Here is a 13,951-nt window from a genome sequence, read left to right as displayed (position 1 = left end):
CCGAAAAAAAGCCGAGGAACAAGCCGCATCGTGACCGATGCGATTACAATCCAGAACCCGCGCAACCGGGGTGGAAGCACCGGTCACGTATTAGCGAAACGCTCGGTCACGTTCACCGAAATCCGCACTCTTCTTGACTCGTACCCGTGTATGCCCAATCACTAATCAAGGCCCCGCCGCTCAAACAAGGTCGCAAATCATGGGCGTCCGAACTGCCCTGGCTGGAAAATAATCGACAGGGCATGATGACTTGCCTGAGCTGTTAAGCAGGCTGCGATAGGGTTTGTCGAAAGCTCGAACGATATAGAAATAAGTATGGAGCGGAGAGGCGCCAAGCTCGTCTCTGGCTGGCGTAGAACGCTGGGCCCTTGTAGCAGGCGTAAGGGCGCCCGCTTAATGCGGCTCTAGGGGGCTTTCATTGCTCGCTGAACGGTGGAGAGACTGACACCAAGTGCTTTGGCAGTGTCTCTGTAGGACGATCCATTGGCGATGTGATTGCGGATTGCTTCAGCATTGGTTGTCTTTACACCACCTTTGTAGACCCCTCTTGCCTTGGCCGTGGCGATCCCCTCCCGCTGGCGTTCACGAATCATTGAACGCTCAAACTGAGCAACTGCACCCATCAGGCTGAGCATCAGATCTTGGTTGGCGTTCTGTTCGCTGGTGAATAGAAGGCTTTCCTTGTGGAACTGGATGTTTACGCCACGGGCTTTTAGATCACTGACAAGCCCCAGTAAATCAACCAAGCTACGTGCCAGCCGGTCAATCGAGTGGACATGGATCGTGTCGCCCTCGCGAACGTATCGAAGCATTTCCTGTAGGGCTGGGCGCTCTGTAGTAGAGCCTGATACCTTGTCTTCAAACACCTGGGCGAAGGTCATGCCGTCTAATTGGCGAGCGTTGGTCTGGTCCGCCGTTGAAACTCGTTTGTAGCCGACATCTGCCATTTATTTTACTCCTGTATTCATCTGGGTCTAGACGTTGTCATTTTGTCCCTTTCTTCCGCTCAAAACAACGCTAGAGCCCAAGAAACTGTATTCACCCGACTAGTGGTCAATAGGGTGTACCCAGTTGAATGCATATGGTTTCTGAGTAAGTGAACTGTTTAACATGCACATTCCTCAATCAGGAGCTGACCATGAGCAAGATTCATTCGCTGACGATAAAGGTTGAAGGGAAGTCTGCTGAGCATCTGAAGAAGTTGCTCGAGCTTGCGCTTTTTGAGCTTCAAGAGCTCCAACAGCAATCTTGGCGAAAGCGCGATGGCGATTCTCTGCCTCTGCAAATGAGCGGAGACATGGGCTGCTATGTGCTGGAATACAAGCTGGGGTCACACGCACTCGTTGCTGCACAAGCAGATCTGATAGCCAAGGGTTATCGAAAAACTGATGTTACCGAGTGGAGGACCGAGAACTACAGCGTTTTTGAGCATGACCATAAGCCCCCCGTCCGTCTCTACCTGGAAACTGTCCGGGTCGATGAGCATGACGTTGAGGAGCACGAAAAAAACAACTTTTCCTTTTGAGTCGACGCCATTTCTTGCAGCACTTCGACTTTCATGGTCGTGACTATTGGCGAAGCTTAAGAATTCCAGCGGTGATGGCAGATGCGTTCGCATCGAGAGTCTGCAATGCGGTGACGGCGTTCTCATGGATTTCGTTTGATCCACAGGTTTTAGCCCACAGGGCCACTTCTTCAATCGCTGCTGCAAGCGCGTGCTGGTTGTGAAGGAGGAGGGTTAGGACGTCTGCTGTAGCTACATGGGCTTCTGTGTTATCTGGCACGGTCCATCCTTGAGATTGTCTTTGAAGGTCGTCAGAGCCCTTGTAGCAGCTCTGACAAGGTCATTCCCAGTCCATCAGCCAGCACCTTTGCAGCATCTAGGCTGGGGTTGGCTGTGCCCGTCTCAATTCGCGACATATACGTTCGAACGAACCCGCACCGATCAGCGAAAGCCTCCTGACTGAAGCCCTGACTGGTGCGTAGCTCTCGGATTCGTTGGCCGAAACCCTTTCTCAGATTCTGATTTGGTTGCATTCGCGAATGATGGTCGGATGAACCCCAATCGTGAACACACCATTTGATGACACACTAACTGATACATTGGTATCCTCGTCGCTCATCTAGCTAGCACCTGACAGGGAGCCCCATGAACGAAAAACTGTTTGTACTGACGACCCAGAAGAAGAAAACGAATCACATCCTGCACGTCATCATGACAGTGCTGACGGGAGGTCTTTGGTTGTTGGTATGGGGTATCACCATGCGTAGCAATGACGCCCACAACAGGAAGCTCGACAAGCAAATCAATCAGATCATGCTCTACAAAACGCAAGGTCTGAGCGATACCGAGACTTACAAGCAGATAAAGAACGACGAACTGAATTCCGAGGTGCTTCAGGGGCGGGTGATATTCGTGATTCTGGTCATAGTGTTCCTGTTCTTCTACTTCAGATAGCTGTTCCAGGCGGGAGCAACAAATGCTTGTTAAGCACAGACCACCGATTGACTCCCTGCTTGCCAAAGAGCTTGGAAAGGTCATGTGGTTTCTGTTTCTCAATTGACCTTGCAATCTGATCCAGCTTTTCGATGGAGAGTCTCTTGCCCAAGGCATTCATGACAGTAGGAAAGACTTTGTTCGCGATCTCACGAAGGTCCTCGACTTTCTTCGTTGTGAAGATGGTCAGGTAGGCTTGTAACGGGTCGCCCCCTTTCTTAAGTGTTTGAACCCTGACGAGAAATGGTTGGTCAGGACAGCGCCTACGGAGTGTTTGTTTGAATTTGACCATGTGTTCGAGTAGGGCATGACTCTGTTCGGGGTCATCGTAGAAGATGGAATGTTGATAGGGCCATTGGTTGGATCGGAGTACAACAAGATATTTTCTTTTTGTCTTAGCTTCGCTGGATTCACTCATACGGCTACACCTCCTCTATTGATGAACATACTTGGAGTTCCCCTCCTATACTGGTTGGTTGATAGAACGCCGGAACCAGCAGGTCCATATACAATGCAATCATTGTCAGCATTGGTTGAAGTTGAGATCGGATAGAGTCTTTCGCGAGCATGAATCGACTGAGATTATGCATTAGTAGTGCGGTAAATTCAAAACCGTATCGCAATCAAGCCCCGGTCAAGCAATCGCCCCGGGAATAGGGCTTCCCTTAAGACGTCACTCTTCGCTACGGTCAAAAAAACCATATATTTTGTATGGGTTTATGAGCGTTTCAGATAGGTTATTGGCACATCACTGCAAAGGCTTCTTCACCGCAGGCGACAACAGCGATATAGGTGCTTTCCACTGCACTCCCTTGAGTGTTTCGAGTTCTTCGGGAGTAAAGACGTCGGGCATTGTTGGTTGAATTCTGCGTCTCTTACCTGCAATCCTGATAGTCCCCTCAGCAACTTTGAAGCGTTTATCTGGTGGACTGGTGATGGTAGCTTGGAACTCCGTAACTTTACCCTTGAATACTGGCTTAACCACCGTGCTGAGAGTCTTTCCCTCGAAGTCAATTTCCAGCGTTTCAAAGATGTTAGACAGGTAGCGATTGATCCTCGCACGCTCCAGTGCTGCCGCCTCACTACGGTCGTTCAACATCCACTCCACGCGATTGCCAACGTCCAACCCGGCAATGGTGAATGCGTCCTCCAACTCAACCAGCGACGTCTCAGCTATTGCTAGATTGGCCCGTGCATGCCTGTCGTCTCCCTTGGCCTTGGTGAGCATGTCTAGCAGCACTGTTTGTCGGTCTGTATCGTCTTCATCCATGAGCCGCTGCTGTGTCTGGCTGGTCCGTGTGGCGATCTTCTCTATCAGTGCTACCAACGCGTCACGCTCACGACGAAGGGTTTTCAAGTCTTCGCTGGCTTCCATGAAGTAGGTGCGGAGGTTCGTCCAGTGTTCAAACTTGAACAGTAGGCGCCGTAAGTGCTCGCCTCGAACGGAACGGATGCCCACTCCAGTGCAACTGTTGCTCATACTGTTGGTACACATGAAATATTCTTTCTGTGTTTTGAACATGAATCGAACGCTACCACCGCAAGCGGCACACTTCACCAAGCCTCGGTAGATGTTGAGGTTGCTGGCGTCCTGCTTACCGGCGAATGGCTTACGCTGGCTAATGACAGCTTGCACCTCGGCGAACAGATTTTTGTCTACGATCACGGGGTAATAGTCGATCAAGACACGGTCGGATGGGATGTTCTTCCCTGCCTGTTCGTTGAAATTGGTGATGGTGTGTTCACCGATCAGGCGACGATTCTTCAACAGGTATTGCACTTGGTGAATCTTCCAGCTCGAGCCGTATTGTTCGTTTATTCTTCGGCATGACTCTGCCACACCGTATTGAAGGGACGCGGTGAACAAGGCCCGTATCTGGGTGGCAATGTCCTCCTTCACTTTGAAGCGGCGTTCATTATCAACCCGCTCAACCTCAAGCCATTGAGCCACCTTGTCTGTCGTTACATCACCTGCTTCCATGCGTGCATGTGCCTTCGCCCAACCAGCACGACCAAAATCACTTTTCCGTTTTGACTCAGCGTTGGCGCGTTCCATATCGACAAGAATGGTCATGAGCCCACCGAGGTCGAGTGTTCCTGGCGTATACACCTGTAGGCGGTCGGCAATACCAATCCTCAAGCCAGCACCAAGAATCTCAAAGAACAGGGGCACAGCGTGGGCAAGTTGCATCCGTGACATACGGTCTGCGTTTTCAAAAAGGAGGAGGCTACCGGGTGGAATCTCGCTGCGTTTTGCACGGTCGATGAATTCACGTAGCTTGCCTTCATGGGCGTTCTTCCCGCGAAAGCTGGACATGCCGGGGTCAGCAATCTCTTCCACTAATGTCATGTGGTAATGCTTACAGAACGCTTCCTGTGCCTCACGCTGGCGGGTTTCGGTAGATCCGTCTGACTGTCGGTCTGTACTCCACCGCATGTATGAATAGACTTTCCCTGACACTGTGCTCACCCTGCATTGGTTCTTATAAGTGAGTATAGCTGCATCTACTGCTATGCGCGGCCCAGCCATGCCTATTGGGACATGTCGCCAGGGCTGGATTTCGAAACCAAACTGATTGCCAAGACCAACGCCGCCGACGTGCTGGAGCAACAGCTGTCGAAGCCAGGTTATGTGTGTGCGCCGATCAACCTGGGCTCCAATACCGACCCGTACCAGCCTATCGAACGCGACTACACAATCACCCGGCAAACCCTCGAAGTGCTGCTGCGCTATCGGCACCCGGTAACCATCATCACCAAGGGTTCGCTGATCTTGCGCGACCTCGACCTGCTCACCGAGTTGGCGCGTCAGCGGCTGGTGGCGGTAATGATCAGCCTCACCAGCCTGGACGACGAACTCAAGCGTATCCTGGAGCCGCGCACGGCGGCGCCCAAGGCGCGGTTACGGGCGATTCGGGTGATGCGCGAGGCGGGTATCCCGGTGGGCGTGCTGTGCTCGCCAATGATCCCGATGATCAACGACAGCGAGCTGGAAAGCCTGCTGACCGAAGCCCACGCTGCCGGTGCGCAGAGCGCCGCCTACATGATGTTGCGCTTGCCCTTGGAAGTGGCGCCACTGTTCGAGGAGTGGCTGGCGGCGCATTACCCGCAGCGCGCGGCCCATGTGATGAGCCTGGTGCGCCAGGTGCGCGGTGGTGAGGTGTACGACAGCCGCTTCGGTGTGCGCATGCGTGGCGAGGGGCCGTTTGCTGATTTGTTGGCGCAGCGTTTCAACAAAGCGATCAAGCGGCTGGGGCTGAATCGACGGGAAGGGTTTAATCTGGATTGCACGGCGTTTTGCCCGCCGGGCAGACAGATGGCATTGTTGTAAACTGAACAGAACGAAGGCGCCATTGCTGTGGAAATAGTCGCGTTTTGATATCACTGAAACCCTCGTTCTAGAGCGGTTCATTCAGTTTGAGTTAAGTTTCGCCGGTTACCTTGTTCAGCGAGTGACTGGTGAGTCGACGCCTTGGTTTGTTTAGTTTTTCAACTTTTCCGATAGCCAGACGTCGAACTGACCTGAACACTCCCCTGCATTAATAAAGAGGATGAATCATGAGTGACAAGGATAAACAGCCGTTGGCTGCGTCGGCTTCAGCCACTCAGGTGGCGGAGTCTGCCGATGCAGCGTTAAAGCACATCGTTGACGGCTTTTTGCATTTCCATCACGACGTCTTCCCGCAGCAGGAAGAACTCTTCAAGAAACTCGCCACGGCCCAGAGCCCTCGGGCGATGTTTATTACGTGCGCCGATTCGCGCATCGTCCCCGAGCTGATCACCCAAAGTTCCCCCGGCGATTTGTTCGTGACGCGTAACGTCGGCAACGTGGTGCCGCCCTACGGCCAGATGAACGGCGGGGTTTCCACCGCCATCGAGTACGCGGTACTCGCCCTGGGCGTACAGCACATCATCGTGTGCGGGCACTCCGATTGCGGCGCCATGCGCGCGGTACTCAACCCCGACAGCCTGGAAAAGATGCCGACGGTACGGGCCTGGTTGCGTCACGCCGAAGTCGCCAAGTCCATGGTCGAAGACAATTGCGACTGCGCCAACGAAGGCGAGAGCATGAAGGTGCTGACCGAAGAAAACGTCATCGCCCAATTGCAGCATTTGCGTACCCACCCTTCCGTGGCTTCGCGCATGGCCAATGGTCATTTGTTTATCCATGGTTGGATCTACAACATCGAGACCAGCGAAATCCGCGCTTACGATGCGGACCAGGCGGCATTCAGACCGCTGAACGGCACCGAGCCGATTCCTTGCGCGACGCCTAGAGCGCGCTTCTAAAACACTTCCCTGCCGGGTCAAGCGGTGGCTGCCATGGACGCAGCCAGGCTTTACCGCGCCCGGCGAATCCCTCGGGAGAGCCATCATGCGTGCTGCTCAATTGAAAGCTGTATTGCCACGGGAGCTGCTGGCCTCGGTGGTTGTGTTTCTGGTCGCCCTGCCCTTGTGCATGGGCATCGCGATTGCGTCCGGCATGCCGCCGGCCAAGGGGCTGATCACCGGGATAATCGGTGGCCTGGTAGTGGGTTGGCTGGCGGGCTCGCCGCTGCAGGTCAGTGGCCCGGCGGCGGGGCTGGCGGTGTTGGTGTTCGAGTTGGTGCGCCAGCACGGGATGATGATGCTCGGGCCGATTCTGTTGCTGGCGGGTTTCCTGCAACTGGTGGCCGGGCGTTTGCGCCTAGGCTGCTGGTTCCGGGTCACGGCTCCGGCGGTGGTGTACGGCATGCTGGCGGGTATCGGCGTATTGATTGTGCTGTCGCAGGTGCATGTGATGCTCGACGGCGCGCCTAAACCTTCGGGGTTGGATAACCTGGCGGGCTTCCCGGCGGCCATGGCCGAAGCGATCCCGACGCTGGGCGGCGGTCTTGGTTGGCAGGCTGGTTTGCTGGGCCTGTCGACCATGCTGGTGATGTACTGCTGGGATAAATTCCGGCCGCAAACATTGCGCTTCGTACCGGGCGCGTTGTTGGGTGTGGGCCTGGCGACGGTGACCAGCCTGGTGCTGGCGTTGCAGGTCAAGCGCGTGGAGGTGCCGGAAAACCTCGCCGACGCCATCGACTGGCTACGCCCCAGCGACCTGCTGAACCTGGCCGATCCGCAACTGCTGATCGCCGCCTTCGCCGTCGCGTTTATTGCCAGCGCCGAAACCCTGCTTTCTGCGGCAGCGGTCGATCGGATGCACAGCGGCCAGCGCTCCGATTTCGATAAGGAATTGTCAGCTCAAGGCGTGGGCAACATGCTCTGTGGTTTGGTTGGCGCCTTGCCGATGACCGGCGTGATCGTGCGCAGCTCGGCCAACGTGCAGGCCGGCGCTACCACGCGGTTGTCGGCGATGTTCCATGGTGTGTGGCTGCTGGGCTTTGTGTTGCTGCTGTCGAGTGTGCTGCAAAGTATTCCGGTGGCGAGTTTGGCGGGCGTGCTGGTGTACACCGGGATCAAGCTGGTGGACGTCAAAGCGTTTCGCGCGCTGGGCCGCTATGGTCGGATGCCGATGTTTACCTACGCCGCCACGGCACTGGCAATCATCTTCACCGACCTGTTGACCGGCGTGTTGGTGGGCTTCGGGCTCACGTTGCTGAAGCTCGCGTTTAAAGCTTCGCGATTGAAAGTCAGCCTGATCGATTTGCCCCAGGACGGTGAGATGGAGCTGCGATTGACCGGTGCCGCGACCTTCCTGAAAGTGCCGGCGCTGACTCAGGTGCTGTCGACGGTGCCTGCGGGGACCACCTTGCATGTGCCGCTGAGCAACCTGAGCTACATCGACCATTCGTGTCTGGAGTTGCTGGAAGAATGGGGCCGGGCCAATGCGGCCAAGGGCTCGACGCTGGTGATCGAGGCGCGGGGGTTGAAGCGTAGGCTCGAAGGCCGAGTGCGGACGACGGTGGGGATAGGTTCGGCGCCCGTCTGAACACCACAAAAATTGTGGGAGCCGGGCTTGCCCGCGATGGCGGTGGGTCAGCCAGCTAATGTGCTGACTGACACTCCGCCATCGCGGGCAAGCCCGGCTCCCACAGTGGTTCTATGTTCACTCGGAAAATCAGGCTGGCTGATCCAGCGATAACTCAACGCCCAGTTGCCGCGACAGGCACGGCCAGCGCTTCCACGCCGCTTCCGTTTGCGGGCTTTTCAGCTGTTCGCGATACGCCTCGACCGACTCCAGCGCAAAGCTCTCCTCGTTGAGCATTTCATCTACCGCCAAGTGCACGGCTTCATCCAACTGATTGGCAAATGTTTCACCAATCAGCTGATGGGCAATCAAGTTAGCCACAGTGGTATCCGCCGGAATCAACGGCTGGCCGAAATGCTTGATATACAGGTCGTTGACCTCTTCAACCAAGCGGTGAGCCAGGTAGGCCTCATCCAGCAAGCCGTCCAGGCCTTCATGGCCGGCCAGGATCGCAGGCGGCTGCAGGAAGAAATGCTCGGCGATTTTCAACACCGGTTTGATCTGGCTTTCGATACCGGCTTCGCGGGCCACATCGTTGGCGGCTTCGAGCAAGTCCGGAACCAGTTCGATGTAGGCGGTGACAAAGCGGGTCATGACAATGTTGCGATCACCGTCAGCCAGGGAGATGGCCGAATGCAGGTGCGGCAATTGTTTTTCCAGTTGCTGGGCAAGCTGGCCCGTAGTGGCTTCGTGTTGATGGGCACGGAAAATCTGCTCGCGCAATGCGGCGGTGTTCATGAAGGCTCCAGTGAAACAGGCGTAGGAAAAGGGAGAGGATAAGGTAGCTCGTTTATACGAGCGCCTAAGACGCATTTGTCATAATTATTTCATGGTTATGCGTGTGCGTTATATCGAAATGCCATCGTTCGTCGGATAAACGTTTGCGCGCCCGGTTTTATTGGGTCCGCCCGTCTGTTTTTGCTCATTTGCCCCTACACATTGCGGGGTCGCCCCGGCTGTCTATACTCGGATTTGTACGCAATTAGCTGATGACGCCCAACTGCATGACGCAGGCAAGGCTTGGCGGTTGTAAGCAGTATGGAAGCCGCTCCCTTCGCCGCAGGTGCAAACCGGCGGGATAACAAGAAACATAAAGGGGAACCCGCAATGACGCGACATCCACACGTTTGGATGGGCCTACTGTTGTGGTCAGTATTCGGCCAGGCGCACGCCGCCTGGACTACGAATATGGCGCCAGGGGCTACTGAAGTCAGTCACGCCGTGTTTGACCTGCACATGACCATTTTCTGGATCTGTGTGGTGATCGGCATCGTCGTGTTTGGCGCGATGTTCTGGTCGATGATCCTGCACCGCCGGTCTACGGGCCAGGTGGCGGCCAAGTTCCACGAGAGCACCACCGTGGAAATTCTCTGGACCGTAGTGCCCTTGCTGATCCTGGTGGCCATGGCTATTCCGGCGACCAAAACCCTGATCAATATCTACGACAGCAGTGAGTCGGATATCGATATCCAGGTCACCGGCTATCAGTGGAAGTGGCACTACAAATACCTGGGCCAGGACGTGGAGTTCTTCAGCAACCTGGCCACGCCCGCCGAGCAGATCCATAACCAGGCCACCAAGGGCGAGCACTACTTGCTCGAAGTCGACCAGCCGCTGGTGCTGCCGGTGGGCGCCAAGGTGCGCTTTCTGGTGACGGCCGCCGACGTGATCCACTCCTGGTGGGTGCCGGCCTTTGCGGTCAAGCGCGATGCGATCCCCGGCTTCGTCAACGAGGCCTGGACCCGTGTCGAGAAGCCCGGCATCTACCGTGGCCAGTGCGCCGAGCTGTGCGGTAAGGATCACGGCTTCATGCCGATTGTGGTCGAGGTCAAATCCAAGGCCGACTACGACACCTGGCTGGGCGAGCGCAAGGCAGAGGCCGCCAAGCTCAAGGAGCTGACGTCCAAAGAGTGGACGCTGGACGAGCTGGTGGCCCGTGGCGACAAGGTTTACCACACCACCTGCGTGGCCTGTCACCAGGCCGAAGGCCAGGGCTTGCCGCCGATGTTCCCGGCGCTCAAAGGCTCGCCAATTGCCACCGGCGCCAAAGAAGACCACCTGCACCGCGTGTACTTCGGCAAACCCGGCACCGCCATGGCGGCGTTCGGCAAACAGCTGTCGGAAGTCGATATCGCCGCCGTGGTCACCTACGAGCGCAACGCCTGGGGCAACAACAAAGGCGACATGGTCACGCCCAAAGACGTGCTGGCTCTGAAACAGGCGGAAAGCAAATGACGGCCTCAACTGCGTATGCCCTGAACCGCACAGCCCATTCCTTTGCAGGAGAACGGCCATGAGCACTGTGATCGACCATGGTCATGCCGACCATGCCCACGGCCCCGCCAAAGGCTTGATGCGCTGGGTGCTGACCACCAACCACAAAGACATCGGCACCATGTACCTGTGGTTCGCCTTCACCATGTTTCTGCTCGGCGGCTCGTTCGCCATGGTGATCCGCGCCGAGTTGTTCCAGCCCGGCCTGCAGATAGTGCAGCCGGCATTCTTCAACCAGATGACCACCATGCACGGCCTGATCATGGTGTTTGGTGCGGTAATGCCGGCGTTTGTCGGCCTGGCCAACTGGATGATCCCGCTGATGATCGGCGCGCCGGACATGGCCTTGCCGCGCATGAACAACTTCAGTTTCTGGCTATTGCCGGCAGCGTTCTTGCTGCTGGTCTCGACGCTGTTCACGCCGGGCGGCGGGCCGAATTTCGGCTGGACCTTCTACGCCCCACTCTCCACCACCTACGCGCCGGAAAGCGTGACGTTCTTCATCTTTGCCATTCACCTGATGGGCATCAGCTCGATCATGGGCGCGATCAACGTGGTCGCCACCATTCTCAACCTGCGCGCGCCTGGCATGACCTTGATGAAAATGCCGCTGTTCGTATGGACCTGGCTGATTACCGCCTTCCTGCTCATCGCGGTGATGCCGGTGCTGGCCGGTTGCGTGACCATGATGTTGATGGACATCCACTTCGGCACCAGCTTCTTCAGCGCGGCTGGCGGCGGTGACCCAGTGCTGTTCCAGCATGTGTTCTGGTTTTTCGGCCACCCCGAGGTGTACATCATGATCCTGCCGGCGTTTGGCGCTGTCAGCTCGATCATCCCGACCTTCTCGCGCAAGCCGCTGTTCGGCTACACCTCGATGGTCTACGCCACGGCAAGCATCGCGTTTCTGTCGTTTATCGTGTGGGCGCACCACATGTTCGTGGTGGGTATTCCGCTGGTGGGCGAGCTGTTCTTCATGTACGCCACGCTGCTGATCGCGGTGCCCACGGGCGTGAAGGTGTTCAACTGGGTGAGCACCATGTGGCAAGGCTCGCTGACTTTCGAGACGCCGATGTTGTTTGCCGTGGCTTTTGTGATTCTGTTCACCATCGGCGGTTTCTCCGGACTGATGCTGGCGATTGCCCCGGCGGACTTCCAGTACCACGACACCTACTTTGTGGTGGCGCACTTCCATTACGTATTGGTGCCCGGGGCGATCTTCGGCATCTTCGCCTCGGCCTACTACTGGCTGCCGAAATGGACCGGCCACATGTACGACGAAACCCTGGGCAAGCTGCACTTCTGGCTGTCCTTTGTGGGCATGAACATGGCGTTCTTCCCGATGCACTTTGTCGGCCTGGCTGGTATGCCGCGCCGGGTGCCGGACTACAACCTGCAGTTCGCCGACTTCAACATGGTCTCCTCGATTGGCGCGTTCATGTTTGGCGCCACGCAGATCTTCTTCCTGTTTATCGTGATCAAGTGCATCCGTGGCGGCCCGCCGGCGCCGGCCAAGCCGTGGGATGGCGCCGAAGGCCTGGAATGGAGCATCCCCTCGCCTGCGCCGTATCACACGTTTACGACGCCGCCGGAGGTCAAGTGAACGCCTTGATGCAGGTCGACTCGGTCTCCTGTGGGAGCTGGCTTGCCTGCGATAGCGGTGTGTCAGGCACAGAATGTATTGCCTGCCAGGGCCTCATCGCAGGCAAGCCAGCTCCCACAGAAAAACCAGAAGCGGGTGAGCGCCATGCTTGAATCCGTCCCCATCAAGCGCCTGGTCACTCGCCTGCTGATCCTGGTCGTGGCCATGTTCGCCTTCGGCTTTGCCTTGGTGCCGATCTACGACGTGATGTGCAAGGCGTTCGGCATCAACGGCAAGACCGCCGGGCAGTACGAAGGCGAGCAGGTGGTGGACCCCACGCGCCAAGTGCGCGTGCAATTCATGTCCACCAATGCCATCGACATGGTCTGGGAATTCCACTCCAAGGCCGATGAGGTCGTGGTCAACCCTGGCGCTGTCACCGAGATGCTGTTCGTGGCCTTCAACCCCACAGATAAACCCATGACCGCCCAGGCCGTGCCGAGTATTTCCCCGGCCGAAGCGGCGATGTATTTCCACAAGACCGAATGTTTTTGCTTCACCCAGCAAGTGCTGCAGCCAGGTCAGCGCATAGAAATGCCCGTGCGCTTTATCGTCGATCGCGCCATGCCCAAGGATGTGAAGCATTTGACCCTGGCATACACGCTGTTTGACATCACTGCGCGCCAACCGCCGGTGGCCGTCCATACCGGCGGCTAGCTACTGTTTGCCCCCTCAATCAGGAGAGCGAATACATGTCGTCTCATGATACGTACTACGTACCAGCGCAAAGCAAATGGCCAATAATTGCTACGTTTGGCATGTTGATCACGGTGTACGGCCTGGCCGTGTGGTTCAACGACCTCAAAGCGGCGCGCCCGGAATCCCACGGCCCGTGGATCTTTTTCGTCGGCGGGCTGTTGCTGGCCTACATGCTGTTCGGCTGGTTCGGCGCGGTGATCAAGGAAAGCCGCGCGGGTTTGTACAGCCCGCAGATGGATCGCTCATTTCGCTGGGGCATGACCTGGTTCATCTTTTCCGAGGTGATGTTCTTTATCGCGTTCTTCGGCGCGCTGTTTTATGTGCGGCATATGTCCGCGCCATGGCTGGCGGGTGAAGGCTCCAAGGGCGTCGCACACATGCTGTGGCCGAACTTCGAATTTGCCTGGCCGTTGCTCAACAACCCTGACCCGAAAATGTACCCGCCGCCCGAAGGCACCATCAGCCCGTGGGGCTTGCCGCTGGTCAATACGATCTTGCTGGTCAGCTCCAGCGTGACCATCACCATTGCCCACCATGCGTTGCGCAAGGGCCATCGCGGCGCGCTGAAAATCTGGCTGGCGCTGACGGTGCTGCTGGGTTGGGCCTTTTTGGGCTTTCAGGCCGAGGAGTACATGCACGCTTACAAAGAGCTGGGCCTGACCCTTGGCTCGGGCGTGTACGGCGCGACCTTCTTCATGCTCACCGGCTTTCACGGCGCCCACGTGACCATCGGCACCATCATTCTGTTCGTGATGCTGATGCGCATCCTCAAGGGGCACTTCAACGCCGAGCACCAGTTCGGTTTCGAGGCGGCCAGTTGGTACTGGCACTTTGTGGATGTGGTGTGGATCGGCCTGTTTTTCTTCGTTTATGTGCTGTGAGG

Annotated in this window: 14 protein-coding genes and 1 pseudogene; 9 read left to right on the top strand and 6 right to left on the bottom strand. The window is 56.7% G+C overall.

What is annotated here, in order from left to right:
- Positions 1–404: 404 nt before the first annotated feature.
- Positions 405–947 carry a recombinase family protein gene (locus HBO23_RS30430; RefSeq protein WP_069551792.1) on the bottom strand — a complete coding sequence of 181 codons (543 nt, stop codon included), beginning with the start codon at positions 945–947 and terminating at the stop codon, positions 405–407.
- A 191-nt stretch (positions 948–1,138) separates the two neighbouring features.
- Between HBO23_RS30430 and HBO23_RS30425 the strand changes: the two genes are divergently transcribed.
- Positions 1,139–1,525: a hypothetical protein gene (locus HBO23_RS30425; RefSeq protein WP_170040737.1), complete on the top strand. Its 387-nt coding sequence runs from the start codon at positions 1,139–1,141 to the stop codon at positions 1,523–1,525.
- 43 nt (positions 1,526–1,568) lie between these two features.
- Here the strand turns inward: HBO23_RS30425 and HBO23_RS34005 are convergent, their stop codons facing one another.
- Together HBO23_RS34005 and HBO23_RS30420 are read right to left on the bottom strand one after the other, a co-directional pair.
- A complete protein-coding gene (locus tag HBO23_RS34005) occupies positions 1,569–1,784 on the bottom strand; it encodes a hypothetical protein (protein WP_069551794.1) in 216 nt (71 codons plus the stop codon).
- Between the two features lie 31 nt (positions 1,785–1,815).
- Positions 1,816–2,037, bottom strand: coding sequence for a helix-turn-helix transcriptional regulator (locus HBO23_RS30420; protein WP_082149858.1), 222 nt, complete (start codon positions 2,035–2,037; stop codon positions 1,816–1,818).
- 112 nt (positions 2,038–2,149) lie between these two features.
- On the opposite strand from HBO23_RS30420, the gene HBO23_RS30415 reads away from it, so the two are divergent.
- Entirely contained in the window at positions 2,150–2,458 is a 309-nt protein-coding gene (locus HBO23_RS30415; RefSeq protein WP_069551795.1) for a hypothetical protein, read from the top strand.
- On the opposite strand, the gene HBO23_RS30410 is transcribed toward HBO23_RS30415, so the two are convergent.
- Together HBO23_RS30410 and HBO23_RS30405 are read right to left on the bottom strand one after the other, a co-directional pair.
- On the bottom strand, positions 2,451–2,915 hold the full coding sequence (locus HBO23_RS30410) for a hypothetical protein (RefSeq protein WP_069551796.1): 465 nt from the start codon (positions 2,913–2,915) through the stop codon (positions 2,451–2,453). The two genes, HBO23_RS30415 and HBO23_RS30410, sit on opposite strands and share 8 nt — an antisense overlap.
- A 330-nt stretch (positions 2,916–3,245) precedes the next feature.
- On the bottom strand, positions 3,246–4,934 hold the full coding sequence (locus HBO23_RS30405; protein ID WP_171902613.1) for a recombinase family protein: 1,689 nt from the start codon (positions 4,932–4,934) through the stop codon (positions 3,246–3,248).
- Positions 4,935–4,988: 54 nt separating this feature from the next.
- Between HBO23_RS30405 and HBO23_RS30400 the strand changes: the two are divergent.
- From HBO23_RS30400 to HBO23_RS30390, 3 genes and pseudogenes are all read left to right on the top strand, one after another.
- Positions 4,989–5,828, top strand: a pseudogene (locus HBO23_RS30400) (PA0069 family radical SAM protein); the annotation flags it as partial.
- A gap of 227 nt (positions 5,829–6,055) precedes the next feature.
- Positions 6,056–6,787: a carbonic anhydrase gene (locus HBO23_RS30395; protein WP_017137905.1), complete on the top strand. Its 732-nt coding sequence runs from the start codon at positions 6,056–6,058 to the stop codon at positions 6,785–6,787.
- Positions 6,788–6,872: 85 nt separating this feature from the next.
- On the top strand, positions 6,873–8,414 hold the full coding sequence (locus HBO23_RS30390; protein ID WP_170040735.1) for a SulP family inorganic anion transporter: 1,542 nt from the start codon (positions 6,873–6,875) through the stop codon (positions 8,412–8,414).
- 129 nt (positions 8,415–8,543) lie between these two features.
- Here HBO23_RS30390 and HBO23_RS30385 read toward each other — a convergent pair whose 3' ends face one another.
- Positions 8,544–9,191, bottom strand: a complete 648-nt coding sequence (locus HBO23_RS30385; protein ID WP_017137903.1) for a hypothetical protein — start codon at positions 9,189–9,191, stop codon at positions 8,544–8,546.
- A 369-nt stretch (positions 9,192–9,560) separates the two neighbouring features.
- Between HBO23_RS30385 and coxB the strand changes: the two genes are divergently transcribed.
- The 4 genes from coxB (at position 9,561) to HBO23_RS30365 (ending at position 13,949) form a co-directional block, all read left to right on the top strand.
- Positions 9,561–10,688, top strand: coding sequence for a cytochrome c oxidase subunit II (gene coxB / locus HBO23_RS30380; RefSeq protein ID WP_017137902.1), 1,128 nt, complete (start codon positions 9,561–9,563; stop codon positions 10,686–10,688).
- 58 nt (positions 10,689–10,746) lie between these two features.
- Positions 10,747–12,330, top strand: coding sequence for a cytochrome c oxidase subunit I (gene ctaD / locus HBO23_RS30375; RefSeq protein WP_017137901.1), 1,584 nt, complete (start codon positions 10,747–10,749; stop codon positions 12,328–12,330).
- 144 nt (positions 12,331–12,474) lie between these two features.
- The gene (locus HBO23_RS30370; protein WP_170040734.1) at positions 12,475–13,026 is read left to right on the top strand and encodes a cytochrome c oxidase assembly protein; all 552 of its coding nucleotides are present in this window, start codon (positions 12,475–12,477) and stop codon (positions 13,024–13,026) included.
- Between the two features lie 35 nt (positions 13,027–13,061).
- Complete coding sequence (locus HBO23_RS30365; protein WP_017137899.1) at positions 13,062–13,949, top strand: cytochrome c oxidase subunit 3; 888 nt, start codon at positions 13,062–13,064, stop codon at positions 13,947–13,949.
- Positions 13,950–13,951 lie beyond the last annotated feature (2 nt).

The sequence above is a fragment of the Pseudomonas sp. WS 5532 genome (genome assembly GCF_012985445.1).
In the GTDB taxonomy this organism is placed as follows: domain Bacteria; phylum Pseudomonadota; class Gammaproteobacteria; order Pseudomonadales; family Pseudomonadaceae; genus Aquipseudomonas; species Aquipseudomonas edaphica.
This window is presented reverse-complemented; position numbering and strand designations above follow the sequence as displayed.